The following is a 26,684-nucleotide window of genomic DNA, read 5'->3' on the forward strand; positions in this document are numbered from 1 at the left end:
GGAGCTTAAAGCTAGACCACATCTCCGACACGATCTTTTCCGTGAACAAGGCGATGGTGGCGGCCGGGGTGGCGTGTGTGCTGGTGGGCGCCTCGGTACCGGTCACGGGCATGCTCGACGGCTACCCGATCCTGGCTGGGCAGGCGATCCGTTACGCGGTGGGCGCGCTCACGCTGCTGCTGTGGCTCAGGGGACGGCTGAAGATGCCGTCGTGGCGGGACACGCCCGGCCTGATCGGCATGGTCGGCGCGGGGATGCTCGGCTTCAACGCCGGGATCCTGGTGGCGCAGCGGTACGCCACGCCCGGCTTCGTCGCTGCCGTCCTCGGCGCGAGCCCGCTCGTGCTGGCCGTCATCGCGCCCGCCATGGCCGGGAAGATGCCGAATCCCCGTACGGTCGTCGGAGCACTGCTGGTCGTGACCGGGGTCGTCGTGCTGACCGGCGGCGGTTCGTGGCACGGGCCCGGCCTGGTGCTGTCGTTGCTCGTGCTGGCCGGGGAAGCGTCGTTCACGCTGGCCGGAGTCGGTGTGGTGCGCCGGATCGGCCCGGCCGCCGCTTCGACGTGGGCGTGTGTCGGCGCCGCGGTGGGCGGATCGGTGTTCACGACGTGGCGAGGCGAATGGGCGTTGCCGACCTGGCAGCAAGCGTTGGCGTTGGTGCTCCTGGGTGTCCTGGTGACAGCGGTCGGCTTCGTCTTCTGGTACCGGGGCGTGTCGGCGCTCGGCGCGGATCGCGTCGGGGTGCTGATCGGCCTGATGCCGCTGTCCGGACTGGGGGTCGCGGTGATCGTCGGCGCGCAACCGCTGACGATCACCGCGCTGTTCGGAGCCCTCGTCGTCGCGCTGGGATGCGCGGCCGGACTCAGCGGAAACCGTGATAGATCGCGGACATGTCGGCGCCGCCGTGACCCCGCTCCGACGCCCGAGCCAGCACCGACCGGATCGCCGTGACGACCGCGGGGTCCACGCCGACCTGCCGCATCGCCTCGGCGATCAGGCCGGCGTCCTTGACCGCGCCTTCCAGCGTGAACGCGGGCGTGAAGTCGCCCGCGATCGTCGCCTCGCCCTTGAGCTGGGCGTACGGCGAGTCGGACGCGGCACCGGCGATGCCGTCGAGGAACAGTCGCGGGTCCAGGCCGAGGCTTTCGGCGAACGTGATGGCCTGGCCCGTCCCCGCGACGATCGCCAGGATCCACGAGTTGAGCACCAGCTTGAGGCGGGTGGCGTCGCCCGGCTTGTCCGAAACCCGCACAGTCCGCTGCCCGACGGCGTCGAAAACCGGCTGCGCCTTGGCTTTCGCCGACTCGGGCCCGGAGGCGAGCACGAGCAGCGTGCCGTTCTCCGCGGGCTGCTTGGTGCCGAGCACCGGCGCGTCCACGTAGGTGCCGTTCTGCTCGGCCAGGCGGAGCGTGGCGTCCACGCCGATGGTGCCCATCTGCAGCCACACCGCGTCCGACGGGATGTCCTTGACCACCGAATCGACGGCGTCCGCGTCGAACAGCATCGTGACGACGACGTCCGCGCCCGCGACCGCCTCGGCGGGCGTGCCGGCGACCGTCGCGATGTCAGCCAGCGCCTCGGCCTTGTCGCGGGAACGGTTCCACACCCGCAGCGGCAGACCGGCTTTCGCGATGTTGCGGGCCATCCCGGCACCCATGATGCCGGTGCCCAGTAGAGCGATCACTTGTTCCCTCCGCGTGCCATGCGCAGCACGTCCAGTGCCTCGTCGAGCTGCTCGACAGTCAGCTTGCCGGATTCGACGTGACCGCGCTCGATGACCACCTCGCGGATGGTCTTGCGCTCCTTGAGCGACTGCTTGGCGATCGAAGCCGCTTCCTCGTAACCGATGTAGCGGTTCAACGGGGTCACAATGGACGGTGAGGACTCGGCGTACTCACTGGTCCGCTCGGTGTCCACCTCGGTCCCGTCGAGGACCTTGCCGGCCAGCAGCCTGGACACCGCGGCGATCAGCCGCGCGGACTCCAGCACGTTGCGCGCGATCACCGGCAGCATCACGTTGAGCTGGAAGTTGCCCTGGCTGCCCGCGAACGCCACCGCCGCGTCGTTGCCGATCACCTGCGCGACCACCATCATCGTGGCCTCGGAGATCACCGGGTTGACCTTGCCCGGCATGATCGACGACCCGGGCTGCAGATCCGGCAGCCGCAGCTCGGCCAGGCCGGTCCGCGGTCCGGACCCCAGCCAGCGCAGGTCATTGGCGATCTTGAACAGCGACACCGCGACCGTCCGCAGCTGCCCGGACGTCTCCACGACACCGTCCTGCGTCGCCTGCGCCTCGAAGTGGTCACGCGCCTCGGTGAGCGGAAGGCCGGTCGCCTCGGCCAGTTCGGCGGAAACCAGGCCGCCGAAGTTCTCCGGCGCGTTCAGGCCGCTGCCCACCGCCGTGCCGCCGATCGGCAGCTCGGCCAGCCGGGGCAGGGACGCCTGGAGCCGCTCGACGCCGTACCGGACCTGCGCGGCCCACGCGCCCGCCTCCTGGCCGAGCGTGATGGGCACCGCGTCCATCAGGTGCGTACGCCCGGACTTGACGACATCCGCCCAATCCCGCGCCCGGTTCTCCAGCGACGTTGCCAAGTGCTCAAGTGCGGGGATGACGTCCTGCGCGACCGCCTCGGTGGCCGCGACGCGGATCGTGGTCGGGAAGGTGTCGTTGGACGACTGCGACGCGTTGACGTGGTCGTTCGGGTGCACGTCGCTGCCGAGCGCACGGCTGGCCAGGGTGGCGATGACCTCGTTGGCGTTCATGTTCGACGAGGTGCCCGAGCCGGTCTGGAACACGTCGATCGGGAAGTGCTCGTCGTGCTTGCCGTCGGCGACCTCGCCGGCGGCCTGCGCGATCGCGTCCGCCGTGGCCGCGTCCAGCACACCGAGCTGCTTGTTCACCCGCGCCGCCGCGCCCTTGAGCAGGCCGAGCGCCCTGATCTGGGCCCGCTCGAGGCCGCGGCCGGAGATCGGGAAGTTCTCCACGGCTCGCTGCGTCTGCGCCCGCCACAGCGCGTCGGCCGGGACACGGACCTCACCCATGGTGTCGTGCTCGATGCGGTACTCACGTTCTGCCATACCCAGAGTGTTCACCCTATTCGCCGGGTTGTGCTCGTCGTAGGCTCGTGATCGTTCCCACCACCACGGGGGTGTCTGTTGACAGACGTCGATTTGTTGATCATCGGGGCCGGACCGACCGGCCTGTTCGCCGCCTATTACGCGGGTTTCCGAGACCTGTCCACCGCGATCGTGGATTCCCTGCCGGAACCGGGCGGTCAGGTGACCGCGATGTACCCGGAGAAGCAGATCTTCGACGTGGCCGGGTTCCCGGCGGTGCGCGGCCGTGACCTGGTAGCGGCACTGGTCGAGCAGGCGGCGCAGTGGAAGCCGACATACCTGTTGGGGCGCAAGGCAAGCACCCTGACACCGGTGGACGGCGGCGGCTACGAGGTAGGCCTCGGCGACGGCGGCGTGGTTCGCGCGGGCGCGGTGCTGATCACGGCGGGGATCGGCGAGTTCACGCCCCGGCCGCTGCCCGCCGGCGACGGCTGGCTGGGCCGGGGAATGGTGCACTTCGTGCCGGAACTGGACGTCTACCGCGACAAACACGTGGTCGTCGTCGGCGGCGGCGACTCGGCGTTCGACTGGGCGCTGGCCCTGCACCCGATCGCGGCGAGCGTGAAACTGGTGCACCGCAGAGCCAAGTTCCGCGCGCACCCGCCCACAGTCCGCCAGGTCGAGGCCCTCGGCGTGCCGATCATCACGGACGCCGAGGTCACGGTGCTGCGCGGCGAACCGACCGTGCGCGAGGTCGAGATCACGGTCAAGGGCCAGCCACCGGCGGTTCACCAGGCGGACGTCGTGGTCGCGGCGCTGGGTTTCACGGCCGACCTGGGCCCGATCGAGTCGTGGGGCCTGAAACTGAGCCACCGCGCGATCGACGTGGACAGCACGGGCAGAACGGCCATCGACCGGGTTTACGCCGCCGGTGACGTGGCGAACTACCCGGGCAAGGTCAAGCTCATCGCGACCGGTTTCGGCGAGGCGGCCACTGCCGTGAACAACATCGCGGTGGCATTGAACCCGGAGGCGCACCTGTTCCCCGGTCACTCCAGCAACGAGGGCTGAAAGACCTCGTGAGTGTTTGCGCCGGTTCTAACCGGCGCAAACACTCACGAGCTGGTCAGGGCCTTCACGACGGCGTGAGTCGCGTCACCGAGTACCTCGACCTGTTCGCGGGTCAAGTGGTCGAAGAAGTGCCTGCGGACCGACTCCACGTGCAGCGGGGCCGCGGCCTCGATGGCTTTGCGGCCCGCTTTGGTGAGCACGATCGTCGCCCCGCGGGCGTCGTCGGCGCATTCCTCGCGGGTGACCAGGCCGCGTTGCTGCATGCGCGTCACGTGGTGCGAGAGCCTGCTTTGCGACCACATCATGCGTTCGGCCAGCTTCTTGAGCCGGTAGCGGTGGTTCTTCGACTCCGCCAACGTCGACAGCACGTCGTAGTCCGGTTCCGACAGGCCTGATTCGTGCGCCATGTCGCGGTTCACCTGCGCGTTGAGCAGCAGGAACATCTGCCGGTAACCGCGCCAGGCGCGGTCCTCGGTCTCGTCGAGCCAACGCGGTTGCACCATACCGGACACTGTAGCGTTTGTTGACATGTCATGTACATTGCGATGATGGACGAAAAGCTGAGGGATCTTGTTGCCACGAGCACGAAAGGCGTGCTCGTGACGCTCAAACGGGACGGGCGGCCGCAGCTGTCGAACGTCACCTACAGGTTCGCTGACGGCACCATCCGCATCTCGGTCACCGACGGCCGCGCGAAGACCAAGAACCTCCTGCGCGACCCGCGGGCGAGCTTCTACGTCACCAACGACACGTTCGGCCGGTACGCCGTGGCGGAGGGCACCGCGACCCTGTCCGATGTCGCGAAAGCCCCGGACGACGACGCCGTTGACGAACTCGTCGAGCTGTACCGGTCCATCGCGGGGGAGCACCCGGACTGGGACGAGTACCGCGCCGCCATGGTCGCCGACGGCCGGCGCGTCGTGCGCATCCCCGTGGACCGCGTCTACGGCCTGGCCATGGACTAAGCGACGACCTCAACGCCCGCTTTGACCGCCAGCGCGTCGAAGAAGACCTTGGCCACGTCCGGCGCCAAGTGCACACACCCGTGCGACGGCTCGGTCAGCGGGCCCTCGTGGAACGCGATCCCACCCGGCGCGAAGAACACCGAATGCGGCATCGGCAGGCCGTAGATGCTGGACGTGTGCACGGCGTCCTTCCACGCCACCTTGAACGTCCCCACAGGCGTCTCGTGGCCTGGACGGCCGTGCGTGACGGGCACCGGCCCGTACTCGGCCACGCCGTCCTTCATCAGCCACGCCAGGTTCTGCGACAAGCTCACGCATGCCCGTACCTGCGCTGTGCACGGCGGCGCCGGGACGACGACCGGCTGCGGCTCGGGTGACGGTGAACTGGTCGTCGGTGCCGTCGTCGTTGTCGACGTGCTCGGCGGCGGGACCTGCACAGCCTGCTGTGTCCCGCCGGAACAGGCGGTGACCAGCAGGGCAGCCGCTGGGAGAACCAAGGCCAGGCGCATGAAAAAACCTTCCCTCTGACGCGTGCAGTGTTACTCACGCCCCAGAGGGAAGGCCGGTTGCAAGAAACGGATCTACCTGACGACCTCGACCACGTCACCGACGGCGAGCGAGCCGAAGAACTTCTGCGCGGCGGCAGGCGACAGGTGGATGCAGCCGTGCGACTTCTCCCGCAGGCTGCCCTGGTGGAAGGCGATCCCGCCGTTGAAGAACACCGACCACGGCATCGGCGCGTTGTTGAAGATGCTGCTCTTGTGGTTCTTGTTCTTGAACTGCACCCGGAACGAGCCGGGCGGCGTCGCGTAGCCCTTGCGGCCGTGTGTGATCGGCACCGGGCCGTAGACGACCTTGCCGTTGTCCATCAGCCACGACTGGTTGGTCGACAGCTTGATGCACGCCTTCGCCGCCGTGCTGCACGGCGCCTCGGCGGACTGCGTCGGCTGGGGCTTCGGCGTCGTCGGCTTGGGGGTGGTCTTGCTCGTCGTCGGCTTCGGCGTCGTGGTCTTCGGGGTCGTCGGCGTCTGCGACGAGGCCGGCGCGGACGATGACGTCGGCGCGGAGCTGCTGGTCGGCGTCGACGTCGCCGAGGTGGCGCCGCTCGTGACAGGCACGACCTGCTGGCCCGCGGTCAGGTCCACCGGCTGCGGCGAAGAACAGGCGCTGAGCACGGCCGCAGCGGCTACGGCCGCCCCCACAATCAGCTTGCGTACCCGCATGGTCTCTCCCTCAGCCTGTTGATTCCTATGCCTTAGAAGACGACTGGCCCTACCTGTGGGTTGCGCACGAAAGGTCTCAACCGGATCTCAGTGCTGTTACGTGATTTGCTTGTCGATCCAGTCCACATAGGCGCTCGCACTGGTGTATATGGACGGTCCGGTGCCGCAGGACTGGCTGTCGTCACCCGCTCTGCTGGTCACGCCGACAAGGCGCCAGCCCGTGCCGTCCTTGGCGATCTGCGGGCCGCCGGAGTCCCCGTGGCACGCTCCCGCGACGCCGCCGGGACTGTCCGTGCACAGCTCCAGCATCCCGTCGATGCCGAGGCACTTGCCCGTCTCGACCAGCCGGGTGTCGAGCTGCTGGAGCTTCGCGGACGGGCCGCACTCGCCGAGCACCGGACACCGCTGGCCCCAGCCGAGCAACCTGGTCGTCGCGCCGACCGGCGCACTGCCGATCGGCACAGGTGCCACTTGGACCGGTTTCGCGAGCTTCACCAGCGCGATGTCGTTGCCCGGTCGCACGCCGTCGAACCCCGGGTGCACGACGATCTTCGCGACCGCCGACACCTCACCGCCGCGCAGCAGGTCGTTGCTGCCCGTCCGTGCCCTGATGTCGGCAGGCGGGTCGTTCTGCACGCAGTGCGCCGCCGTGAGCACCCAGTCCGGCCGGATCAGCGAACCACCGCAGAAGTGCTCGCCGCCGACGTCCTGGATCGATGCCATGAAGACGTACGGCTGGTCGGCGTCCTGCCCACCGACGATCGGCGTGACCAATGTCGACAAGCCGAGAACCAGAGCGCGCAGCACCGTTCGAAGGTACGCGCCGCCGCCGCGGACCGCGATCAGGCCGCCGAATGATTCACCAGCGGCCCAGGTCGCGGTCCGTCATCGCCGATTCACCACATCGAGCGGCCGTTACGGCAGCGGGGGGAGCGTCTCGTCCTCGTCGGCGTGCTTCGGGTCGAAGTCGACCGTCGAGTACTCCCGAAGCTTGGTCAGCCGGTGGAAACCGTCGATCATCCGCACGGTGCCGGACTTCGAACGCATCACGATGGACTGCGTCGTGCAGCCGCCGGACCGGTAGTGCACACCGCGCAGCAGGTCGCCGTCGGTGATCCCGGTCGCACAGAAGAACACGTTGTCGCCGCTGACCAGGTCGTCGGTGGCCAGCACGCGGTCGAGGTCGTGGCCGGCGTCGATCGCCTTCTGCCGTTCGGCGTCGTCCTGCGGCCACAGCCGCGCCTGGATCGCGCCGCCCATGCACTTCAACGCGGACGCCGCGATGATCCCCTCCGGCGTGCCGCCGATCCCGAGCAGCATGTCGACACCGGTGTTGGGCCGGGCGGCGGAGATCGCGCCCGCGACGTCGCCGTCGGAGATGAAGTGGATGCGCGCACCGGCCCGCCGCACCTCGGCGACCAGCTGCTCGTGCCGTGGACGGTCCAAAATGCACACTGTGACGTCGGAAACGTCGGTGTGCTTGGCTTTCGCGACCCGCCTGATGTTCTCGGCGACCGGCGCGGTGAGGTCGATCACGTCGGCGGCCTCCGGGCCGACGGCGATCTTCTCCATGTAGAACACCGCGGACGGGTCGAACATCGCGCCGCGCTCGGCGACCGCGAGCACCGCGATGGCGTTCGGCATCCCTTTGGCCATCAGGGTTGTGCCGTCGATCGGGTCGACGGCGACGTCGCACGCCGGACCGTTGCCGTCGCCGACTTCCTCGCCGTTGAACAGCATCGGGGCTTCGTCCTTCTCGCCCTCGCCGATGACGACCACGCCCTGCATGGAGACCGTGCCGATCAGCTTGCGCATGGCGTCGACCGCGGCGCCGTCGCCACCGTTCTTGTCACCGCGGCCCACCCAGCGGCCAGCCGACATGGCCGCCGCCTCGGTGACCCTGACCAGTTCGAGTGCGAGGTTGCGGTCCGGCAATTCGCGCCTGCTCGTGGCATCGGCTGAAGTCATCTTCGGCTCCCTGGTCTGGTCGTCGCGACCTGTCGATCCTCGCAGATCGGGCGGGGCCCGAGGAAACAGTGTGTGACGCTGACTGCGACGATGAAGGGGTGTCCGCACCATCCCGGTTCAAAACAAGCGCGCGCGACATGGTGTTGTCGCTCGTGGTACTGCTCGCGATCATCGGATCGATCGTGTGGCTGACGCAGGGGTGTGAGTTCAGTCCCAGCGGCCCGACGGTCGACCCGAGCTCGGCCCCGACCGTGGACGCGTCGAAGGAGCTGAGCGGCGCGGCCCGGCGCGTGGACTTCCCCGTCCGGCTGCCCGCCGTACCGGCGGACTGGCGCGCCAACTCGTCGAACACGGTCCCGCTCGGGCAAGGAGCGACGAGGACGACCGCGGTCCGAGTCGGCTGGATCACACCGGGCGGGAAGTACCTGCGCCTGAGCCAGTCGAAGGCGCCGGTGGAGGACCTCGTGGTGATGGAAGCGGGCGGCGGTGTGTCGGCGAGCAGCACAGGCTCGGTCGACGTCGCGGGCAGGACGTGGGCCAAGCACCGCGGCAAGGGCGACGAACCGTCGTGGGTGCTCCCGTTGGACGGCGTCCAGCTGTTGATCACCGGCAGTGGGACGGACGAGGACTTCCGCACGCTGGCGACGGCGGCCCAGACGGCGAAGCCGATCGCCAAGTCCTGAACACCGTGAAGCGGCCCGGGACGCACCGAGCCGCCGCACGGTCACGTTGCCTGTCAGACCTTCGCCAACGCCTTGCCCAGCGCACCGGCGGCGGTGTCGGACAACCCCGCCACGCTCTTGAGGTGGTCGGCGATCCGCGACACGGCCTCTTCCGGTGCGGCGCTGTCGACCTTGATCCTCTCCAGGATGTCGGCGAGGGTGGGCAGGGCCTCGCGCAGGAGTTGGGCGATCGGCCAGAGGATCAGGTCGTTCAGCGCGTCGCCGAGCTGCGGCAGGACGACGCTGAGGCCGAGGCCGATGGTCTCGAGCAGGCCACCGGCGGCCGGGCCGAGGAAGCGCAGCGCCGCGACCGCGAACGGCTGGAGGATCTTGAAGGCCACCTTGAACGCCTCGACGAGGTCGAAGCCGATGTCGCGGGTGGAGACCTGGGTCAGCAGCGCCTTGGACTCGTCGAGCTGGGCGACGAGAGCGGTGTCACCGGCCTCGGCGGCCTTGCGGGTCAGGACGTCCACCTGCTCGGCGGAGACGGACTGACGCAGGGTGCTCAGCATGCTGTACGCGGCGTCCTGCTGCTCAGCGGTGACCGTGGCCCGCACCTGGCCGGCCTCGCCGGCGGCGAGGGCAGCCGGAGCGAAACCGGAAACGAGAACGGCTGACGTGACCACGACGGCAATGGGCTTGAGAACGGAACGCGAGGGCATTGTTTCTCCTTGCAGGCGGGAAATCATGACCGGGTGAAAAAGCCCGGAGTCTCGCGAAGAAAAACGACCGGATTTCACCCCGATGTGAAATCCGGCCGGTGTGTCAGAGGTTGACGGCGAGGCCCTTGCCGAGGAAGGAAGCGGCCTCGGCGGGAAGGCCCTCGACCGTGTGCAGGTGGTCGGCGATCAGTGCGGCGACCTCGTCCGCGGAGAGGGATTCGATCTCGATGCCCTCGATGAAGTCCGCGAGCTTGGGCGCCCACTCCTTGATGAGAGCGGCGATCGGCTTGAAGATGAGGTCGTTGATGGCGCCGCCGACCTCGGGGATGAGGGTGAGGCCGGAGCCGATGATCTCGAGGATGCCTGCGGCGATCGGGCCGCCGTAGCGAAGGGCGGCAACCAGAACCGGCTGGAGGAACCGGAGCAGCTCCTTGACGGCGGCAACCAAGTCGATGTCCTGAGTGGACACGCGACCAGCGGCGTCCTTGACCGCGGCCAACTGCGCGGCGAGGGCGGTGTCACCAGCGGCGGTGACCTGCGCGGCAAGCGCATCGACCCGCTCGGGAGCGATGGCCTGGCGCAGGGTGGTCAGAAGCCGCTGGGCAGCGTCCTCCTGCTGGGCGCTGATCGTGGCGTGAACCCGGTCGGCCTCAGCGGCCGCGACGGCGGTCGGAGCGAACCCGGCGACGAGAATGGCAGAGGTAACCACCGCGGCAATAGGCTTGATAATGGTGCGCGAAGACATTTCTTCTCCTTGCGGCGAAGTCGGGGAAAACGTGGCCGAACGCTAAGGGCTGGCGGTGTGCCGGGTCAGCGGGATGTGGTGTAACCCTCAGTGTTCGCCCGATTTCACCCCGTGCATAAAATGCCGTTGGCCTGCGAGTTTCTCGAAAAGTCTTGTGGATGTCATCTTGGCGTTGCCAAGTTGGGGGTAACCCGCCCGGGTTATCAACCCCGGATAATCATGTGCCGTTGAAAATAACGCGGGGTGATTGGCCTCTTCACTCGCCTTTGTGCGGCCCGCGCGCAAGCGCAGAAAAGGCCTAAGGGCAGGAGCGCCCACGCCCCAAAACACACCAAGGATCCAGAGCGCAAGACAGGAAGAACACCAAACACAGGGCTCCTGCCCAGAGGCCAGCCCCCGGCGAGGGACGGCTTGTTCCGCGCATACGCCCTGGTCGAACACCCACCGCGAGAAGCCGAAGATGCACCCACCGAACCGGGCGGCACAGCCTCCACAACGAGCAACACCTCAGAGGCCCGGCCCCCGACAGCACTGCAGCATGGAGAGATGAAAGCCAGGAAAGAAGCCAACCCTGGTCCAGTCCATCGAGGGTGCAGGCTGGTCAAGGGCGTCACCGGCACATCGTGGACAACTGGATTTACCGGTGGTCCCTTTGGTTTGACGGGTTTCTACTTGGTGTCCTTGTCGGCTGCGGCCAGGGCAGCCTCTACGCGTTCGCGTGCGCCTGCGAGGTGGCGGTCGCAGATCTTCGCGAGTGCTTCTCCGCGTTCCCACAGGGCGAGTGAGTCCTCCAGGGACAGGCCGCCCGCTTCCAGTTTCGCCACCACGTCCGCGAGTTCGTCACGGGCTTGCTCGTAGCCGAGTTGTTCGTCGCTCACTTGATCATGCTCCCAACGCGGGCCACTGCTGTCGCGACTGCTTCGTCGTAGCCGATGAAGGCTTCGGCGAACTCCGCTCCGTCGCGCTCTGCCACCGCGTCTTCTATTCTTTCCCTGGCTTGGGTTATCCGGGTTCGCAGGCGGGTTCCGTCGCCGTACCACCAGGCTGTCCCCGCGTAGATCGCTGTCGCGTCCGCGAGTTGCCGGAGTCTTTGCGGCAGCAGCCTTCTTCCCGGTGAGTCGCAGCCGCCCAGCAACGCCGCCCAGCACTCTGCCGCTGCCGCGTCCGCTTGTTCCGCGCTCAGGCGCACCATTTCGGCGCCGGTGGTTGCTGTCGCTGCCATCGTCGACGGGAGGAAGGCCGGCCTAATCGCCGGTCGCATTGTCACCGTTGCCTCCCCTCCCCGACTCGGATGATCCCTGCTCCTCGGTCACGGTCGCGTGCACGGCGCCGTCTCCCACCCGTACCCGTAGGTGGGTACCGGGTGACGCGTCGGTCACCGACCGTAGAACCCTGAGATTTTCATCCAGAGTGACGAATTGCACAACCGCGTATCCCCGGGCCAGAGTGGCGGCTGGGCCGAGGGTCGTCAAGCGGGCTTTGGTCCCGTCGATCCGGGCCTGTTCGGCCTTGACCAGCGAGATGATCTCCCGCCGGATCCGCTGGCGGGCCACTTCCACCTGTTCAGCGTGCCTTTCCAGCGGTTTCAGCGGATCGGCGAGAACCGGCCTGCTGCGCAGTTGATCAAGCAGTCTCCGTTCACGATCCACCCAGCCGTGTAGTGCCCGGCGGGCGCGATCGCGCAACGTGCGGATTCGGGTGATCTCCTCCGCCACGTCCGGCACGACGCGTTTGCCCGCGTCGGTCGGCGTCGAGCACCTCAGGTCGGCGACGTGGTCGAGCAGCGGGGTGTCCGGTTCGTGCCCGATCGCGCTGACGACCGGCGTGCGGCAGGCGTACACCGCCCGGCACAGCGTTTCGTCGGAGAACGGCAACAGGTCCTCCACGCTGCCGCCGCCGCGGGCGATCACGATGACGTCGACTTGCTCGTCCCGATCCAGCACCGACAGTGCGTCCAGGATCTGCGGGACCGCGAGAACTCCTTGCACCGCAACGTTTTCCACGCGGAAGTGCACCGCTGGCCAACGGGCGCGGGCGTTGACGAGCACGTCGCGTTCGGCCGCCGACGCACGGCCGGTGATCAGTCCGATCGTGCGCGGCAGGAACGGCAGCCTGCGTTTGCGGGACCGCTCGAACAGCCCTTCCGCGCCCAGCAGCTTGCGCAGCCGCTCGATCCGGGCGAGCAACTCCCCGATGCCCACCGCCCTGATCTCGTCCGCGCGGAGGCTCAGCGTGCCGCGGTTCATGAAGAACGCCGGACGGCCGTGCACGATCACCCGCGCGCCTTCGGTCAGCGGCGGCTGGAACTCCCGCAGCAGCTGACCGGTGCACGTCACGGTCATGGACACGTCGGCGGCGGGGTCCCGCAACGTGAGGAACGCGGTCTGGTTGCCCGGCCGCAGCGACAGCTGCGTGACCTGGCCCTCCACCCACACCGCGCCGAGCCTGCTGATCCACTCGTTGATCTTGCGGGCGACCGTGCGGACCGGCCACGGCTGCTCCGCTGTTGTCTGTTCGGTCACTGCTGCTCGGGCGACGAGGACGCCGAGACGGACGCGATCCGGCGGGTCAGCATGCCGATGAACGAGGGCCGCGCCGCGTTCGCCTCTTCGTAGCGCAGCAGGTCCTCGAGTTCGGCCTCGGAGAACGTCCGCAGCCGCGCACGCAGCTGAGGCAGCGACAACTCGTCGTAGTTGGCGACACCGGCCGGTGGCGGGGACTGCTCGTCGACGGCGTCGGCTTCGGCGATCGCCGACTCCTCCATCTGCCACGGGTCGGGCACGACCGCGCCGTTGGCCTCCGGGTCCGGCGCTGCCGCCGGGCGGCTGACGTCATACGTGTCGGCGTCCTCGTCGAACGTCGCCCACTCGGGCGTCTCCTCGACCGGACGCAACGACGCCAGCACCTCATCGCCCCTGATGGCGAGCGCCGTGATCTCCTGCTGCACTCTCATCGACAGCTGCATCGCTTGGCTGGCAACGGTTACCGGCAGTCCCACGAGTTTTTCCGGCAGCTCACGCGCGCGCTCGACGGCGGTCGCGGCGAGACCGGCGGCGACCCGGAACGGCAGCGGCAAAGGCGTCATGCGCATAGCCTGCCGCAGATCACCCCGAGAACCCAACTAGGACCCAGGTCACTCCGGGTGTCGCCGTACCCTGGGAGGCATGAGCGATACGACCAAACGGGTACTGCTGGCCAAGCCACGTGGTTACTGCGCGGGGGTGGACCGGGCAGTGGTGACCGTGGAGAAGGCGCTCGAAAAGTACGGACCGCCGGTGTACGTGCGCAAGGAGATCGTGCACAACGTTCACGTGGTGGAGACGCTGCGCGAGCGTGGCGTGATCTTCGTCGACGAGACGTCCGAGGTGCCCGAGGGCGCGCTCGTGGTGTTCTCGGCGCACGGTGTGTCCCCGCAGGTGCACCAGGAGGCGGCGGAGCGCGGGCTGCGCACGATCGACGCCACCTGTCCGCTGGTGACCAAGGTGCACAAGGAAGCCGTCCGGTTCGCCAAGGACGACTACGACATCCTGCTGATCGGCCACGAGGGCCACGAGGAGGTCGAGGGCACCGCCGGTGAGGCGCCCGACCACATCCAGCTGGTCGACACGGCCGACGACGCGGCCAAGGTGCAGGTGCGCGACCCGAGCAAGGTGATCTGGCTGTCGCAGACCACGCTGTCGGTCGACGAGACCATGCAGCGGGTGGACCAGCTCAAGGAACGCTTCCCGATGCTGTCGGACCCGCCCAGCGACGACATCTGCTACGCCACGTCCAACCGGCAGTTCGCGGTGAAGACGATGGCGCCGGAGTGCGATCTGGTGATCGTGGTCGGCTCGCAGAACTCGTCCAACTCCAAGCGGCTCGTCGAGGTCGCGTTGCTGGCGGGCGCCAAGGCCTCGCACCTGATCGACTACGCCCACCAGATCGACGAGTCATGGCTCGACGGTGTGTCGACGGTCGGCGTGACCTCCGGTGCGTCCGTGCCGGACAACCTCGTCATGGACGTGCTCGCGTACCTGGCCGAGCGCGACTACCTGGACGTCCAGGAGATCACCACGGCGAACGAGAAGATCGCGTTCTCGCTGCCGAGGGAACTGCGCAAGGACCTCAAGACCGGCTGAGCACGCCGGACACGCACGAAAAAGGGCTACCCGGGGATCGCCGGGTAGCCCCTTTCACGTCGAGACGTCAGTAGTCGTCGCGCGGACGGCGCCGTGGCGGCTGCTGCGAGCTGCGCGGGCGACCGCCGTCCTGGTCCCTGGGGCGCTGGGGGTTGCGCCGCGGTGGCGCCTCGCCACGGTCGCGTCGGCCTTCCTGCTCCCGCGAAGGACGGCGAGACGGCGGATTCTCGCCACGCCTGCCCGCGGCTGCCTGCGGTCGCTCACGGGGCTCCCTGCGGCTGCCGTCGCGTTCACGGTCACGGCTGGGCGACCGGCGGGCGGGCGGGGCCTCGTCGGCGAAGTCCGCGTCCCTGTCCCGGCCACGGGGACGGCGCGCGGGGCGCTCGTCCTCGCCGACGTCCGAGCTCGCCGCCTGCGCGTCCGGGTTGCGCTGCAGGAACAGCCGGATGACACCGAGCACGATCGTCGCGGCCGTGGCACCGGCCATCCACGGGAACGAGCTGGCCAGCGGCAGCGCGACCTCGAAGAGCAGCTTCTTGGTCCCGGACTCGGCCGCCGCGCCGGTCGGCTCCCGCCCCATCAGCTGCACCGGGATGAACGTCACGGCGAAGATCAACGGGGGCTGCACCATCGGCCCGAACAGGTTGCGTCGCCGCACACCAAGCACCGCCAGCACGCATCCGGCCAGGAACAGCGCGTGGTACAGGCCGAACCCGGTCAGCTGGTTGTCGTCGACCAGTCTGCTCTTGTCGATCACCGCACCGGCTGTGGCCAGCAGCAGCGCCAGCAGGACGGCGCCCCACCAAGGCAGCCCACGACGGTTACCGAAGACGGGACGTTCGTCCCACGCGGCCTCTGCCGCGTCCATGTCAAGATCGCTGTCGCGATCGCGCGTGGCGGTCACGCTTCCACACGGTAGACGCTCGCAGGTAGGGGCTGTCGTACCAGCCGTCAATAGCCGTCGGGTTTAGCCCGTTCGGTGTGATTCCAGCCACTCCATCAGCCTCAGTTGTGTCTGATTTGGCCGGGTACCACTCCTCGGTCGTGTTCGGTCGTCACTCTCTATTACCCCACGGACCTGCCATTGGGGTGCCAGGAATCGCCGACCGCCTCCTCCTCCCGTTCGGAAACGCCCGTCGTGACCTCGTCCGCGCGCCGGACGGCCGTGATGGGGGTGGGACTGGCCGCCGCGTCGGTCAGCGGCCCCACGGCCGCGCGGAAGCCCTCCAGGGCGTCCAGCTCACGTCGCCGGGCGGACAGGAACCGTTGCAGGTGGGTACTGGACAGGTTGACCGCGTCGACGGCCGCGCCCGCCATCCGGTGCGCGTTGGCGGCCGTGGCACGGACGGACTCGACATCGGCGGCCAGCGCACGCTCGGTGGCGGCGAACAGCGCACCCGACGCCACGACGGCGAAACCAGTTGGCCCGCACAGGAAAACCCGCCTGTCGAGCAGCCAGCGCAACAGGTTCGGATCGGTGTCCAGCGCGGCGACGACCGCGGCGTCCGACGGGACGAACATGATCGTTCCGTAGATCGCGTCGGCCCACCGCTGGTAGCCCTTGCCCGCCAGGTCCGCCGCGCGCGACCGGATGTTGCGGACGTGCACCCGCAACGCGTCGAGCCGCTCCTCCGCGTCGGACGTCTCGACCGCCTCGGCCCACGTGGCCATGGATGCCTTGGCGTCAACGGGAACCCGCCTGCCGTCGCCGACCAGCAGGACGAGGTCCGGGCGGACCGAGCCGCCACCGGCCAGGTCGGTCTGCAGGGTGAAGTGGATGCCCTCCCGTAACCCGAGCGCCCTGGCCGTCTCGACGAGCACCTGCTCGCCGAGCTCGCCGCGGCCGGAGATGGACGCGAACGCCACCTCGTAGCGCCGCAGCGCCGTGTGCTGCTCGTCGGAACGCGTGCGCTCGGCCGCGAGCTGCTGCATCGCCGCCTCCGTGCGCCGCATCCCGTCGGTGTAGAGCTTCCAGAGCGCCAGCACCGCACCGATGAGCAGCAGGGACAGAACAACCACTGCCCAAGCCACCGTCAGGTCCCTTCTCCGAGTCGAGGGCGCCATCATGACCGAGGGGTCTGACAGTTTTGCCCGTTGTTCAGTTCTAGCTGGGGATTTCACTCTGTCGTGGCAACACGCCGGGGGTGGTGCCGGGGAATGTCGGCGCCGACCCCTAACTTGGTCACATGAGGTTGCTGCACACGTCCGACTGGCACGTGGGGCGGACCTTCCACGGCGCGGACCTGCTGGCCGACCAGGAGTCGGTGCTCAGCGGCCTCGCGGACCTCGTTGCCGACGAGCGCGTCGACGTCGTGGTGGTCGCCGGCGACATCTACGACCGCGCGGTCCCGTCGGCCGAAGCGGTGCAGGTGTACGAACGCGTGCTGGTGCGCATCCGCGAGGCAGGCGCCCAGCTGGTGATCACGCCAGGCAACCACGACTCGGCGCCGAGGCTCGGCGCGATCGGGAAGTTCGCCGAGGCGGGCGGTCTGCACATGCGGACCAGGATTCCCGACATCGACCGGCCGGTGCTGCTGCGCGACGACCACGGCGACGTCGCGTTGTACGGAATCCCTTACCTGGAACCGGAAGTCGCCAGGCACTCGCTGGGAACGGCCGAGCGCGGGCACACCGGTGTGCTGACCGAGGCGATGCGGCGGATCCGTGCCGACCTCGCGACCAGGCAGGCGCGGTCGGTGGTGCTGGCGCACGCGTTCGTGACCGGTGGCGAGGCGTGCGACTCCGAGCGGCCGATCGCGGTCGGCGGCGTCGAACAGGTGCCGGGGTCGACCTTCGACGGCGTCGACTACGTCGCGCTGGGGCACTTGCACGGCGCGCAGGAGCTGGCGAACCACCTGAGGTACTCGGGCAGCCCGCTGGCGTACTCGTTCTCCGAGGCGCGGCAGCACAAGTCGGTGTGGCTGGTGGAGATCGACGAGGCGGGACTGGCCGGGGCCGAACGCCGGATGCTTCCCGTGCCGAGGCAACTGGCCAAGCTCAACGGCCTGATGGCCGACCTGCTCGGCGACCCGGCCAACGACGAGTTCCACGAGCACTACTTGTCCGTGACGGTCACCGACCAGATCAGACCGGTGGATGCGTTGCGGCGCCTGCAAGAACGCTTCCCGTACGCGGTGCACATGGAGTGGCAGCCCGCGGGTGGCCGTGGCGCGGAGGCCTTGCGCTACAGCGAAGCCGTGCGTGGCAGGGATGATCTTGACGTGGCGTGCTGTTTCGTCGAGCACGCGCGTGGCGGACGGCCGTCCGAGCGCGAAAGCGGCTGGTTGCGTGCGGCGCTGGAGACCGTCACCGCAGCGGAGAGCGAGAAAGAGCGATGAGGCTGCACAGCTTGGAGGTGACCGCCTTCGGCCCGTACCCGGGCACGGAGACGGTCGACTTCGACGTGCTGGGCGCGGACGGCCTGTTCCTGCTGCACGGCGAGACCGGCGCGGGCAAGACGACCCTGCTCGACGCGATCGCGTTCGCCTTGTTCGGCAAGGTCCCGGGGGTGCGCAACGACGCGCGGCGCCTGCGTTGCGACTACGCGGACAACGACACGCTGACCGAGGTCAAGCTGGAGCTGACGGTGCAGGGGCACCGGCTGCGCCTGATCCGCGGACCGGAGTACGAGCGGCCGAAGAAGCGCGGCGACGGAACCACGAAACAGCAGGCCAGGGCGTCGCTGACGTGGCTGGGGGACCCGCCGGGCGGGTACGAGCGCGACGGGCTGATCCGGATCGACGAGGTCAGCCGGACGGTCGAACGCCTGCTCGGGATGAGCGCGGAGCAGTTCTTCCAGGTCGTGCTGCTGCCACAGGGCGAGTTCGCGCGGTTCCTCCGCGCGGACACGCAGGAACGCGAGCAGCTGCTGGAGAAGCTGTTCAGCACGTACCGCTTCGCGGACGTCGAACGCTGGTTCCGCGACCGCAGAACGGAATGCTTCCGCGACTTGGAGAGCCGCCGGGCTGGGGCGATGCGCCTGGTCGCGCGGGTCGCGCAGGCCGCGGGCGACGAACCACCGGAGGACCAGTCCGCCGACGGCGAGTGGCTCGACCTGGTCGCGGCCCGGCTCGGCGAGGCCGAGACGGCGGCACGCGAGAAGGCCAAGCTGGCAGGCGTGGCCGCCACAACAGCCGAGCAGGAGATGACCAGGGCACGTGAACTGGCCGATCGCGTGCGGAGGCTGCGAAACGCCCGTGCCGAACTCGCCGAGTGCGAGCGGATGCGTCCACAGCAACAGGAATGGTTCGCCGAACGCGCCAAGGCGCGGCGCGCGGTGCCCGTGGTCGTGGCCAACCGCGGCGCGGCGCAGTTGCGGGTCGAACTGGAGCACGCCACCCGTGCCGAGGAAGAAGCGATCGTCCTGGCGACGAAAGCGGGCTTCAAGCGGCTGGACGCCGACGAGGCCCACCTGCGTGCGGAATCGGCCCGGCTGACCGAGGAGGCAGGCGGCCTCGCTCAGCTGCTGGAGGACGCCAAGCAGCAGAAGAAGGCCAAACTGCGGCTGACGAAGCTGATCGACGCGGACTGGGCGGCCGAGGAGAAGGTCACCAGCCTCGAAGCTGAACTGGTCGCGTTGCCGGAGCAGATCAAAGCGGCGGCGGAGGAACTGGCCCAGGCGCGGGAGGCGGCGGCCCGCCTCGACGGCCTGAAGGCCAAGAAGGCGGAACTGACCCAGCGGGCGCAGCTGCGCGAACGCCTCGGTGACGCGGAGGAGCGCGTCAAAAGCGCGGAGGCGGTCCTGACCAAGGCCGTCGACGCGCACCAGCAAGCCCGTGACCACTCGTTGACGATCAGAGCCCGGCGCCTGGACGGCATGGCGGCGGAACTGGCGAGCGGGCTGGCGGACGGCGACGCCTGCCCGGTCTGCGGTTCGGCCGACCACCCGGCCCTCGCCAGCCCGGTTCCCGGCGCGGTCAGCGAAGCCGAGGAAGCGGCTGCCGTCGCGATGGAGCAGGACGCGCAGAACGAGCGCGCGGCGGCGGAACGCGCCCACCACGCGGCGATCGCCGACCTGACCGCGCTGCAGGAACGGATCGCCGCGGGCGGCGAATCGTCCGACCTGTCCGAAGTGGACAAACTGCTCGCTGCGGCGGCGGAGCTGGCGGCGAAGCGTGAACCGCAGAGCCGCCTGGTGGGGGAGCTGGACAGGCGTTCGGCGTCGATCTCGGCGGAACTCTCCGCGGCGAAACAAGAACTGGCGAGCCTGCGGACCGAACGCGAGCAACTCGGGAAAACCGTGGAGATGCGCCAGAAACGCCTCGACCCGGCCCGAGGCGAATACGCGGACGTACGCCTACGCCGTGAACACGTCCTGCTCTCGGCCGCGGCCGTGACCGAGCTCCTGAGCGCCCGCGGACAGCGTGAGCAGCTGTCGAAGCGGTTGACAGCACAGCAGACCGAGGTGCACGAAGCAGCGATCTCGGCGGGATTCGCCGAGGTCGCGGACGCACTCGAGGCCGCCCGTGACGAACTGCGCCTCGCCGACCTCGACCGGATGATCAGCTCGCTGGAGAACAAGGAAGCCGCGGCGCGTGCCGCCCTGGCCGAGCCGGACCTGGCCGACATCGACCCGGAAACCTCAGTGGACCTGGAGGAACTGGCAGCCTCGCTCGCCAGGGCCCGCGAGGTCGCGGACGCGGAAGTCGCCGTGCTCCGGGAGGCCGAACGCCGCTCGCGCGACGTCCGTGCCCTCGCCACGAGGTTGCGCGCGGAATGGGCCGCTCTACAGCCGGTGGAAGCGGAGTACGCGGATCTCGCCGCGCTGACCGACGTGGTGAACGGCCGAGGGCAGAACTCACGCCGGATGTCCCTGCGCTCCTACGTCCTGGCTGCCCGGTTGGAGGAAGTCGCGGTCGCCGCGACTGCGCGGCTGTCGCGGATGAGCCAGGGCCGGTACTCGTTCGTGCACTCCGATGCCCGCGGTTCGCACGGCACGCGCGGCGGGCTCGGGCTGGACGTGCTCGACGACTACTCGGGCAAGATCAGGCCCGCCAAGACCTTGTCCGGCGGGGAGTCCTTCCTGGCCTCGCTGGCTCTGGCGCTCGGCCTGGCGGATGTCGTCGCGGCGGAGACCGGCGGCGCTCTGCTGGACACGTTGTTCGTCGACGAGGGTTTCGGCACGCTCGACGCCGACACCCTCGACGAGGTCATGGACACTTTGGACGAACTCCGGGCCGGTGGCCGCGTGGTCGGCTTGGTTTCCCACGTCGAGGAACTGCGTCAGCGGATCCCGGTCCGGCTGCGCGTGCGCAAGGCGCGTTCCGGATCCAGACTGGAGATCATCGCCTGAGCCGGGTGTATACGGCGATCTCGTGAAGCACGAGGCAAAGCCCGTGGTGCACGTTCATGAACTGGACAAGCCAACGAACGCTTATAGCCCGGTGGGGATGTTCGGGAGTGAGCTGAAGCTGGAGTTTCCCTTCCCCATTGTGCTCGACCTGGACCACCTCGTCCGAGCCGAATGACCTAGACCGTTTCGTGCTCTAGCAGCCAGCGCTTGGCGGGCAGGCCCCAGCGGAAACCGCCGATGCTGCCGTCGGTACGCAGAACCCGGTGGCACGGAACGAAGAGCGCGACAGGGTTACGTGCACACGCGCTGGCGGCGGCCCGCACGGCCGATGGCCGCCCGGCGAGGTCGGCGAACTGCGCGTACGTCACGGGAGCACCTGCCGGAACGGTCCGCAGAACCTTCCACGCGTGCTGGATGAACTCGCCGGACCGCTGGTTGACCACGATGTCCTCGATGGCTCCGACATCGCCGGAGTGGTACGCGGCCACGGCCTTGGTGACCTGGCCCAGATCCGCGCGTTCCCGCACCTCGACGGGCCGGATGGACGGGTGGATCAGGCCGACGAGGTCGTTGACGTCGCCGGTCCAGCCGGACGCGACGACCTCGTCATCGCGTACGACGGCGGTGAAGGGACCGATCGGGGTGTCCACAACAGAATATTCAGTCATGATGTCCTCAAGTCTGCTCGCCACAAGTGCATGCCCGCGTACGAACGCCAAGGCGCCCACGCCACGGACCGCGCGGCGAGATCGGTGATACCGAGTTTCTCCGCCCCCTTGCGCAACGCCACGTCGCCACGCAGCAGGATGTCAGGCGCCCCCAGCACGCGCATCTTCACGTAGCCGGAGGTCCACGGGCCGATGCCGCGGAACATCTCCAACTGCATGGTGAGCTCGTCCGGGTCGGCGCCGACGTGGACGTCCAGGGTGCCGGACGCGATCGCCGCGCTGACCGTGCGGATCGCGTCGATCCGCGTGCGCGGGCCGGTCAGCACTTCCGCGCCGTGCTCCGCGATCGCTTCAGGTGTGGGGAACAGTGTCGTCAGGGTGCCGTCCGGTGCTTGCAGGCGTTCGCCGAGCGCGTCGGCGAGACGACTCAACGCGGTCCGGGCGGACGCGACCGTGATCTGCTGGCCGATCAGGGCACGCAACACGATCTCCGGGCCGTCCACGCTGCCCGGCACCCGGATCCCGGGTGTCTTGAGCACCCATGGCTCCAGCGCCGCGTCCTTGGCCAGCAGTTCGTCGACCGCGCACGGGTCCGCGTCGAGGTCGAACAGCCTGCGCAGCCTGGACACCGCGCTGCCGAGGTCACGCATGTCCGACAAGCGCAGCGTGCAGTCGACGTGATCGGGCGCCGGGTACATCCAGGCTGTTCCGGTGCCGTGCGGCAGCCGCAACGTCCGCGCGTACCCGCCGTTGACGTCCTCGACTCCCGCGACCGCGCGGGCTTTGAGGAAGTCCACGATCCCCGTTCCGTCGTAGGGCTGGCGGAACGCCAAGCGCAGGTTCACCTTCCCCGCTGTCGCGAGTGGACGGTGACGTTTCGTGCCGATCCGCAACTGGGTCGGCGTCGCCGCGAACACGGCGCGGATCGTGTCGTTGAACTGCCGGATGCTCGCGAAGCCCGCGGCGAACGCCACGTCGGCGAACGACAGCGTCGTCGTCTCGATCAACAACCGGGCCGAATGCGCCCGGTGTGCCCTGGCCAGCGCCAACGGGCTCGCGCCGAGCTCTGCCGTGAGCATCCGCGTGACGTGCCGCTCCGAGTAGCCGAGGCGTGTCGCCAGGCCGGGCACGCCTTCCCGCTCAACGATCCCGTCGGAGATCAGTCGCATCGCACGTCCGGCCAGGTCAGCCCGCAGATTCCACTCCGGCGAGCCGGGCACGGCATCCGGCAGGCACCGGCGGCAGGCACGGTAACCAGCCGCCTGCGCTGCCGCCGCCGTCGCGTAGAATTCGACGTTGCGGCGCTTGGGCGTGGTCGCGGGGCAGGAGGGCCTGCAGTAGATCCCGGTCGTACGGACCGCCAGGATGAACTGGCCGTCGAACCGGGGGTCCCGGGATGCGACGGCTCGGTATCCGCGTTCCGTGTCGATGAACATACGTTGACGGTACGTCTGCCGGGTGGCCCGAACTAGCGGGAATCAGACATTGCCGTCGGCGGGTCGTTGGAACCGTGCTGAACAGGTAATATAACAAGGAAACTATATAGCTGACGCCCTATATTGAGGGTCGTTAGACTGGTTCGTCGTGAGCCTCACCCTTGGGATCGTCGGTCTGCCGAACGTCGGTAAGTCCACGCTGTTCAACGCGCTGACCAACAACGACGTACTGGCGGCCAACTACCCGTTCGCGACGATCGAGCCGAACGTCGGCGTCGTCCCCCTGCCCGACCCGCGGCTGGACAAGCTGGCCGAGCTGTTCTCGTCGGAGAAGATCGTGCCTGCGACCGTGTCGTTCGTCGACATCGCGGGCATCGTGAAGGGCGCGTCGGAAGGCGAGGGGCTCGGCAACAAGTTCCTGGCGAACATCCGTGAGGCCAACGCGATCTGCCAGGTGATCCGCGTCTTCGACGACCCCGACGTGGTCCACGTGGACGGCACGGTCGACCCGTCGAGCGACATCGAGACGATCAACACCGAACTGATCCTCGCGGACCTGCAGACGCTCGAGAAAGCGTTGCCGCGCCTGGAGAAGGAAGCGCGCACCCGCAAGGAAGCCCGCCCGGCCCTCGACGCGGCCAAGAACGCGCAGGAGATCCTCAACTCCGGCAAGACCCTCTTCGCCGCGGACATCGACAGCACGCTGCTGCGTGAGCTGAGCCTGCTGACCCTCAAGCCGTTCCTGTACGTCTTCAACGCCGACGAGGCCGTGCTGACCGACCCGGCGAGGCGCGCGGAGCTGGAGAAGCTGGTCGCACCGGCCGACGCGGTGTTCCTCGACGCCAAGGTGGAAGCGGAACTGCTCGAACTCGACGACGAGTCCCGCCGCGAACTGCTCGAGTCGATCGGCCAGGACGAGCCCGGCCTGTACTCGCTGGCGCGTGCGGGCTTCCACACCCTCGGCCTGCAGACGTACCTGACCGCAGGGCCGAAGGAATCCCGCGCGTGGACCATCCGTAAAGGCGACACCGCGCCGCAGGCGGCAGGCGTCATCCACACCGACTTCGAGCGCGGCTTCATCAAAGCCGAGATCGTGTCGTACGACGACCTCGTCGCCGCCGGCTCGATGGCCGCCGCCAAGTCCGCCGGCAAGGTCCGGATGGAAGGCAAGGGCTACGTCATGGCCGACGGCGACGTCGTGGAGTTCCGCTTCAACGTCTGACGCGAAGGCGTGACCCGGGTGGGCGCTGCCCTACCCGGGCTTCGGAGCGGGTGTTCCGTTCGGCCAGACACAGGGCGACGTGGCGCCCAGCGAAAGGTCGCCGTTCGCGGATTCCTGGATCGACGTGCTGAAACCGTCGTTCTTGTTCACGACGGAGATCCAGTTCTCCTTCGGCCGCTTGTCGGACAGGACGACGAAGTCGTGGCTCGTCCACCATCGCACGAGGGCTTCGGCGACCTCCGCGTTGCGCTCACGCGGGACGTCTCGCAGCCAGTAGTCCCGGCTGACGTAGACGCGGCCCCGCGGCCCGTTGTCGCTGGGGTCATTGCATTCGGTGTCGTCGAATCGGGACAGCAGTTCGAGTCGCGGTGGTGGGTTCAGGCTCGAGGCCGCGTCCTGCGGGTACTGCTCAGCCCGCTTGTTCGCTCTGCGGTATCCGGTGAGTTCGGTCTTCGCCGCGTCGGCGCGGCGCCGTTCCACCCCTCGAGCTTCCTGGTCTTTTGGTCGAGGTCGTCGCCGCGGTCCCGGATGCCGTCGGCTGCCTTCTGCCAGTTGCCCGCTTCCTCGGTGAAGGCGTTCGGGGGGTCGACACGCCCCACCCCTTTGGCTGTTACTCCCCGTAAGCCATTGCTCACCATAGGGCAGGTGTGTGGTTGTCGCGACGGGACCCGTACTCCTACCCGTTCGGATCAATTGCCTGCGTCAGGCGGTCGGCGGAATCAATCAGCAGGTGAAGTGACGCAGGCTCGAATGGCATTCGGCGCAATCGGTTGGGCCTTTCGGTGACGCTGTTCGAATGATGTTGATCGCAGCGTTCGCACAGGTTTCGAACTCGACCTCGCTGGTAACTCCTTAGGTGTCCCCAATGGAGGTGTCATGATCATTCTCGGTGCGATCCTGCTCGTCATCGGCTTATTGACCAGTATCTCGATCCTGACGACGATCGGCGGGATCCTGCTGGTGGTGGGCCTGATCCTCACTATTCTCGGTGCTGTCGGCCGTCCGCTCGGCCGCAAGACTTATTACTGATCGTGACCAAGGACCCCTGCCGGTGGAAAGACCGGCAGGGGTCCTTGGTGTTCACGTCAGTGCCGCAGTAGGTCGTATGCCGCCGAGCCGATCAGTTCGAGTGAAACCTGAAGGCGCTCAAGGCTGATGTTGTCCTCGATGGTGTCTTCCGGTGTGTGGTAGGTCGGCTCGAGCAATGCCGGGCCGCCTTCCCCGCGCCAGCTGAAGTTGGCGGCGGGAATGCCTTTTTCGTGGAACGGCACGTGGTCGCTCGAACCTCGCGCGACCGGGCCCTTCGTCCTCGGCTCGTAGCCGAGCCGTTTCGCTGCCGCCGCAACGGCTTGCGTCGTCGCGTTGTTGGCTCCGTCGACCGACAGCAGCCAGTAGATGTGCGCCGGGTCGTAGGCTGTCGCGACCATGTCGTTCTGGAACGTCCCGCTGATCCGTTTGATGTCCGGTTCGGACAGCTGGGACACGTAGTAGCGCGAGCCGATCAGGCCGTACTCCTCCGCGCCCCACAGTGCGAAGCGGATCGCCTTGTTGGTCGGCAAGTAGCGCAGCACCCGCGCCAGCTCCAGGCACAGCACTGTTCCGCTGCCGTCGTCGTTGGCGCCGGGGGAGCCGGGCACGCTGTCGTAGTGCGCGGTCACCATGACGACTTTGTTGTCCCGGTTCGGGAACGTCGCCGGGCGTTCCGCGATCACGTTGCAGGACGTCAGATTCCTGTGCCGGACCGTGGACGCGCTGACCTTCACCGTGCCCTTCGCCAGGCGTTCACGCAGCCGCTCGACGTGCACCTGCGCCAGGCCGAGCACCGGGATGGTCACCGGCGTCGGCAGGGTCGGCGAGAACGCCGACAGCCTGCGCAACGGGTCCGGCCCGATCCGGCCGATCAGCACAGCGGCCGCACCTCGCTGTGCCGCAGTCAGGTACGCGTCCGCGATGTTCGTCACGGCCGCGATGAGCACGATCTTGCCCGTCACGTCGGCCGGCACCGCTGAGCCGTCACCGGCGTCCACGACGATGCCTTCACGCGTCACGTCCGCGAGGCCCTGCGGCGACGAACCCATCTGCCACGTGTCCTTGCCGACCCGCAGCGAGCCGAGGAACTTGTCGTCGATCGGGAAGGGCTGCAAAGAGACCTGGTAGCGCAGGTCGCGCAGCACGCGTGCGATGTAGTCCTTGGCGCGCAGCTCCCCCTGGGTGCCTGCGATGCGCGGGCCGATCTTGTCGCTCAGGACACGCAGGTGTTCCAATGCGCGGCGTGCCCGCACACGCGCGACGACCGGGAAGTCACCGAAGTCCAGCGACGGCGCGTTCTGCGCGCCGGTCCGTTGCCTCGTCGCCTGCGCGGCAGCCACCGGATTGAGTCCGATCGTCGCAGCTCCGGCCAGTGCCACCGCGCCGGTGAACACCCGGCGTCTGCTCAGATCAGCCATGAATCATCCCTCGCTTCCGTGAATCCCCCCATTCAGGTAGCTAAACGGCATGTTCCGGGCGTGAACAACCTCCGAACGGCTCT

29 protein-coding genes are annotated in these 26,684 nt (G+C 68.4%); 10 read left to right on the forward strand and 19 right to left on the reverse strand.

Translation table 11 applies throughout. The annotated features are described in order from the left end of the window. Positions 1-41: 41 nt before the first annotated feature. Positions 42-950 (forward strand): DMT family transporter, encoded by a 909-nt coding sequence (locus AOZ06_RS06380; protein WP_063809976.1) that lies wholly within the window; start codon positions 42-44, stop codon positions 948-950. Here AOZ06_RS06380 and AOZ06_RS06385 read toward each other — a convergent pair. Continuing rightward, the gene (locus tag AOZ06_RS06385; RefSeq protein WP_335338365.1) at positions 862-1,683 is read right to left on the reverse strand and encodes an NAD(P)-dependent oxidoreductase; all 822 of its coding nucleotides are present in this window, start codon (positions 1,681-1,683) and stop codon (positions 862-864) included. The two genes, AOZ06_RS06380 and AOZ06_RS06385, sit on opposite strands and share 89 nt — an antisense overlap. Continuing rightward, positions 1,680-3,080: a class II fumarate hydratase gene (locus AOZ06_RS06390; protein ID WP_054288573.1), complete on the reverse strand. Its 1,401-nt coding sequence runs from the start codon at positions 3,078-3,080 to the stop codon at positions 1,680-1,682. Before AOZ06_RS06390 ends, AOZ06_RS06385 begins: the two co-directional genes overlap by 4 nt. Before the next feature lie 78 nt (positions 3,081-3,158). On the opposite strand from AOZ06_RS06390, the gene AOZ06_RS06395 reads away from it, so the two are divergent. Beyond that, entirely contained in the window at positions 3,159-4,130 is a 972-nt protein-coding gene (locus AOZ06_RS06395) for an NAD(P)/FAD-dependent oxidoreductase (RefSeq protein WP_417999940.1), read from the forward strand. Positions 4,131-4,174: 44 nt separating this feature from the next. Here AOZ06_RS06395 and AOZ06_RS06400 read toward each other — a convergent pair whose 3' ends face one another. Continuing rightward, entirely contained in the window at positions 4,175-4,633 is a 459-nt protein-coding gene (locus AOZ06_RS06400; protein ID WP_054288575.1) for a MarR family winged helix-turn-helix transcriptional regulator, read from the reverse strand. A gap of 42 nt (positions 4,634-4,675) precedes the next feature. Here AOZ06_RS06400 and AOZ06_RS06405 point away from each other — a divergent pair, with 42 nt between their 5' ends. Further along, positions 4,676-5,095, forward strand: a complete 420-nt coding sequence (locus AOZ06_RS06405) for a PPOX class F420-dependent oxidoreductase (RefSeq protein ID WP_054296454.1) — start codon at positions 4,676-4,678, stop codon at positions 5,093-5,095. Here the strand turns inward: AOZ06_RS06405 and AOZ06_RS06410 are convergent. The 4 genes from AOZ06_RS06410 to glpX all read right to left on the reverse strand — a co-directional run bounded on the left by AOZ06_RS06410 (position 5,092) and on the right by glpX (position 8,286). Then, on the reverse strand, positions 5,092-5,604 hold the full coding sequence (locus AOZ06_RS06410) for a L,D-transpeptidase (RefSeq protein ID WP_054288576.1): 513 nt from the start codon (positions 5,602-5,604) through the stop codon (positions 5,092-5,094). The two genes, AOZ06_RS06405 and AOZ06_RS06410, sit on opposite strands and share 4 nt — an antisense overlap. Positions 5,605-5,676: 72 nt before the next feature. Then, positions 5,677-6,318 (reverse strand): L,D-transpeptidase, encoded by a 642-nt coding sequence (locus AOZ06_RS53000; RefSeq protein ID WP_063809977.1) that lies wholly within the window; start codon positions 6,316-6,318, stop codon positions 5,677-5,679. A 96-nt stretch (positions 6,319-6,414) separates the two neighbouring features. After that, positions 6,415-7,125: a S1 family peptidase gene (locus AOZ06_RS06420; RefSeq protein WP_054288577.1), complete on the reverse strand. Its 711-nt coding sequence runs from the start codon at positions 7,123-7,125 to the stop codon at positions 6,415-6,417. 108 nt (positions 7,126-7,233) lie between these two features. Further along, positions 7,234-8,286, reverse strand: coding sequence for a class II fructose-bisphosphatase (glpX, locus tag AOZ06_RS06425; protein ID WP_054288578.1), 1,053 nt, complete (start codon positions 8,284-8,286; stop codon positions 7,234-7,236). A gap of 98 nt (positions 8,287-8,384) precedes the next feature. On the opposite strand from glpX, the gene AOZ06_RS06430 reads away from it, so the two are divergent. After that, positions 8,385-8,969 (forward strand): DUF4245 domain-containing protein, encoded by a 585-nt coding sequence (locus tag AOZ06_RS06430; RefSeq protein ID WP_157232871.1) that lies wholly within the window; start codon positions 8,385-8,387, stop codon positions 8,967-8,969. Positions 8,970-9,022: 53 nt separating this feature from the next. Here AOZ06_RS06430 and AOZ06_RS06435 read toward each other — a convergent pair whose 3' ends face one another. From AOZ06_RS06435 to AOZ06_RS06460, 6 genes are all read right to left on the reverse strand, one after another. Next, the gene (locus AOZ06_RS06435; RefSeq protein WP_054288580.1) at positions 9,023-9,670 is read right to left on the reverse strand and encodes a hypothetical protein; all 648 of its coding nucleotides are present in this window, start codon (positions 9,668-9,670) and stop codon (positions 9,023-9,025) included. 103 nt (positions 9,671-9,773) lie between these two features. After that, positions 9,774-10,415, reverse strand: coding sequence for a hypothetical protein (locus tag AOZ06_RS06440; protein ID WP_054288581.1), 642 nt, complete (start codon positions 10,413-10,415; stop codon positions 9,774-9,776). A gap of 668 nt (positions 10,416-11,083) precedes the next feature. Next, positions 11,084-11,293 carry an exodeoxyribonuclease VII small subunit gene (locus tag AOZ06_RS06445; RefSeq protein ID WP_054288582.1) on the reverse strand — a complete coding sequence of 70 codons (210 nt, stop codon included), beginning with the start codon at positions 11,291-11,293 and terminating at the stop codon, positions 11,084-11,086. Then, positions 11,290-11,637 (reverse strand): sugar ABC transporter substrate-binding protein, encoded by a 348-nt coding sequence (locus AOZ06_RS06450; protein WP_225953157.1) that lies wholly within the window; start codon positions 11,635-11,637, stop codon positions 11,290-11,292. The genes AOZ06_RS06445 and AOZ06_RS06450 overlap by 4 nt, the downstream gene beginning before the upstream one ends. 22 nt (positions 11,638-11,659) lie before the next feature. Next, positions 11,660-12,937, reverse strand: coding sequence for an exodeoxyribonuclease VII large subunit (xseA, locus tag AOZ06_RS06455; RefSeq protein WP_054288584.1), 1,278 nt, complete (start codon positions 12,935-12,937; stop codon positions 11,660-11,662). After that, positions 12,934-13,500: a lipid droplet-associated protein gene (locus AOZ06_RS06460; protein WP_054296456.1), complete on the reverse strand. Its 567-nt coding sequence runs from the start codon at positions 13,498-13,500 to the stop codon at positions 12,934-12,936. The genes xseA and AOZ06_RS06460 overlap by 4 nt, the downstream gene beginning before the upstream one ends. A gap of 79 nt (positions 13,501-13,579) precedes the next feature. Here AOZ06_RS06460 and AOZ06_RS06465 point away from each other — a divergent pair, with 79 nt between their 5' ends. Beyond that, a complete protein-coding gene (locus tag AOZ06_RS06465; protein ID WP_054288585.1) occupies positions 13,580-14,536 on the forward strand; it encodes a 4-hydroxy-3-methylbut-2-enyl diphosphate reductase in 957 nt (318 codons plus the stop codon). A 67-nt stretch (positions 14,537-14,603) separates the two neighbouring features. Here the strand turns inward: AOZ06_RS06465 and AOZ06_RS06470 are convergent, their stop codons facing one another. Together AOZ06_RS06470 and rmuC are read right to left on the reverse strand one after the other, a co-directional pair. Then, entirely contained in the window at positions 14,604-15,440 is an 837-nt protein-coding gene (locus AOZ06_RS06470) for a DUF6542 domain-containing protein (RefSeq protein ID WP_054288586.1), read from the reverse strand. Positions 15,441-15,601: 161 nt separating this feature from the next. After that, positions 15,602-16,600 carry a DNA recombination protein RmuC gene (rmuC, locus tag AOZ06_RS06475; protein WP_054296457.1) on the reverse strand — a complete coding sequence of 333 codons (999 nt, stop codon included), beginning with the start codon at positions 16,598-16,600 and terminating at the stop codon, positions 15,602-15,604. Between the two features lie 122 nt (positions 16,601-16,722). On the opposite strand from rmuC, the gene AOZ06_RS06480 reads away from it, so the two are divergent. From AOZ06_RS06480 to AOZ06_RS55940, 3 genes are read left to right on the forward strand one after another with little or no spacing between them, the layout of a single operon-like run. After that, complete coding sequence (locus tag AOZ06_RS06480) at positions 16,723-17,874, forward strand: metallophosphoesterase family protein (protein ID WP_054288587.1); 1,152 nt, start codon at positions 16,723-16,725, stop codon at positions 17,872-17,874. Beyond that, positions 17,871-20,828 carry an AAA family ATPase gene (locus AOZ06_RS06485; RefSeq protein WP_054288588.1) on the forward strand — a complete coding sequence of 986 codons (2,958 nt, stop codon included), beginning with the start codon at positions 17,871-17,873 and terminating at the stop codon, positions 20,826-20,828. The genes AOZ06_RS06480 and AOZ06_RS06485 overlap by 4 nt, the downstream gene beginning before the upstream one ends. Positions 20,829-20,850: 22 nt before the next feature. After that, complete coding sequence (locus AOZ06_RS55940) at positions 20,851-21,003, forward strand: hypothetical protein (protein ID WP_157232872.1); 153 nt, start codon at positions 20,851-20,853, stop codon at positions 21,001-21,003. 1 nt (position 21,004) lies between these two features. Here AOZ06_RS55940 and AOZ06_RS06490 read toward each other — a convergent pair whose 3' ends face one another. Together AOZ06_RS06490 and AOZ06_RS06495 are read right to left on the reverse strand one after the other, a co-directional pair. Then, entirely contained in the window at positions 21,005-21,496 is a 492-nt protein-coding gene (locus AOZ06_RS06490) for a methylated-DNA--[protein]-cysteine S-methyltransferase (protein ID WP_054288589.1), read from the reverse strand. After that, a complete protein-coding gene (locus AOZ06_RS06495) occupies positions 21,493-22,932 on the reverse strand; it encodes an AlkA N-terminal domain-containing protein (protein WP_054288590.1) in 1,440 nt (479 codons plus the stop codon). The genes AOZ06_RS06490 and AOZ06_RS06495 overlap by 4 nt, the downstream gene beginning before the upstream one ends. A gap of 148 nt (positions 22,933-23,080) precedes the next feature. On the opposite strand from AOZ06_RS06495, the gene ychF reads away from it, so the two are divergent. Continuing rightward, the gene (ychF, locus tag AOZ06_RS06500) at positions 23,081-24,154 is read left to right on the forward strand and encodes a redox-regulated ATPase YchF (RefSeq protein ID WP_054288591.1); all 1,074 of its coding nucleotides are present in this window, start codon (positions 23,081-23,083) and stop codon (positions 24,152-24,154) included. A 30-nt stretch (positions 24,155-24,184) separates the two neighbouring features. Here the strand turns inward: ychF and AOZ06_RS06505 are convergent, their stop codons facing one another. Next, positions 24,185-24,634, reverse strand: a complete 450-nt coding sequence (locus AOZ06_RS06505; protein ID WP_054288592.1) for a hypothetical protein — start codon at positions 24,632-24,634, stop codon at positions 24,185-24,187. 396 nt (positions 24,635-25,030) lie between these two features. Between AOZ06_RS06505 and AOZ06_RS57635 the strand changes: the two genes are divergently transcribed. Continuing rightward, positions 25,031-25,183, forward strand: a complete 153-nt coding sequence (locus AOZ06_RS57635; RefSeq protein ID WP_169798870.1) for a hypothetical protein — start codon at positions 25,031-25,033, stop codon at positions 25,181-25,183. Positions 25,184-25,239: 56 nt separating this feature from the next. Here the strand turns inward: AOZ06_RS57635 and AOZ06_RS06510 are convergent, their stop codons facing one another. Continuing rightward, a complete protein-coding gene (locus tag AOZ06_RS06510) occupies positions 25,240-26,601 on the reverse strand; it encodes a M28 family metallopeptidase (protein WP_054288593.1) in 1,362 nt (453 codons plus the stop codon). Between the last annotated feature and the right edge of the window lie 83 nt (positions 26,602-26,684).

Source organism: Kibdelosporangium phytohabitans (assembly GCF_001302585.1).
Classification (GTDB): domain Bacteria; phylum Actinomycetota; class Actinomycetes; order Mycobacteriales; family Pseudonocardiaceae; genus Kibdelosporangium; species Kibdelosporangium phytohabitans.

Excerpts from the sequence above, each read along its gene's own strand:
- AOZ06_RS06390 (WP_054288573.1), bottom strand. The coding sequence starts at position 3,080 with ATGGCAGAACGTGAGTACCGCATCGAGCACGACACCATGGGTGAGGTC.
- AOZ06_RS06400 (WP_054288575.1), bottom strand. The coding sequence starts at position 4,633 with ATGGTGCAACCGCGTTGGCTCGACGAGACCGAGGACCGCGCCTGGCGC.
- AOZ06_RS06405 (WP_054296454.1), top strand. The coding sequence starts at position 4,676 with ATGATGGACGAAAAGCTGAGGGATCTTGTTGCCACGAGCACGAAAGGC.
- AOZ06_RS06410 (WP_054288576.1), bottom strand. The coding sequence starts at position 5,604 with ATGCGCCTGGCCTTGGTTCTCCCAGCGGCTGCCCTGCTGGTCACCGCC.
- AOZ06_RS53000 (WP_063809977.1), bottom strand. The coding sequence starts at position 6,318 with ATGCGGGTACGCAAGCTGATTGTGGGGGCGGCCGTAGCCGCTGCGGCC.
- glpX (WP_054288578.1), bottom strand. The coding sequence starts at position 8,286 with ATGACTTCAGCCGATGCCACGAGCAGGCGCGAATTGCCGGACCGCAAC.
- AOZ06_RS06435 (WP_054288580.1), bottom strand. The coding sequence starts at position 9,670 with ATGCCCTCGCGTTCCGTTCTCAAGCCCATTGCCGTCGTGGTCACGTCA.
- AOZ06_RS06440 (WP_054288581.1), bottom strand. The coding sequence starts at position 10,415 with ATGTCTTCGCGCACCATTATCAAGCCTATTGCCGCGGTGGTTACCTCT.
- AOZ06_RS06450 (WP_225953157.1), bottom strand. The coding sequence starts at position 11,637 with ATGGCAGCGACAGCAACCACCGGCGCCGAAATGGTGCGCCTGAGCGCG.
- AOZ06_RS06460 (WP_054296456.1), bottom strand. The coding sequence starts at position 13,500 with ATGACGCCTTTGCCGCTGCCGTTCCGGGTCGCCGCCGGTCTCGCCGCG.
- AOZ06_RS06465 (WP_054288585.1), top strand. The coding sequence starts at position 13,580 with ATGAGCGATACGACCAAACGGGTACTGCTGGCCAAGCCACGTGGTTAC.
- rmuC (WP_054296457.1), bottom strand. The coding sequence starts at position 16,600 with ATGGCGCCCTCGACTCGGAGAAGGGACCTGACGGTGGCTTGGGCAGTG.
- AOZ06_RS06480 (WP_054288587.1), top strand. The coding sequence starts at position 16,723 with ATGAGGTTGCTGCACACGTCCGACTGGCACGTGGGGCGGACCTTCCAC.
- AOZ06_RS06485 (WP_054288588.1), top strand. The coding sequence starts at position 17,871 with ATGAGGCTGCACAGCTTGGAGGTGACCGCCTTCGGCCCGTACCCGGGC.
- AOZ06_RS06490 (WP_054288589.1), bottom strand. The coding sequence starts at position 21,496 with ATGACTGAATATTCTGTTGTGGACACCCCGATCGGTCCCTTCACCGCC.
- AOZ06_RS06495 (WP_054288590.1), bottom strand. The coding sequence starts at position 22,932 with ATGTTCATCGACACGGAACGCGGATACCGAGCCGTCGCATCCCGGGAC.
- AOZ06_RS57635 (WP_169798870.1), top strand. The coding sequence starts at position 25,031 with ATGATCATTCTCGGTGCGATCCTGCTCGTCATCGGCTTATTGACCAGT.
- AOZ06_RS06510 (WP_054288593.1), bottom strand. The coding sequence starts at position 26,601 with ATGGCTGATCTGAGCAGACGCCGGGTGTTCACCGGCGCGGTGGCACTG.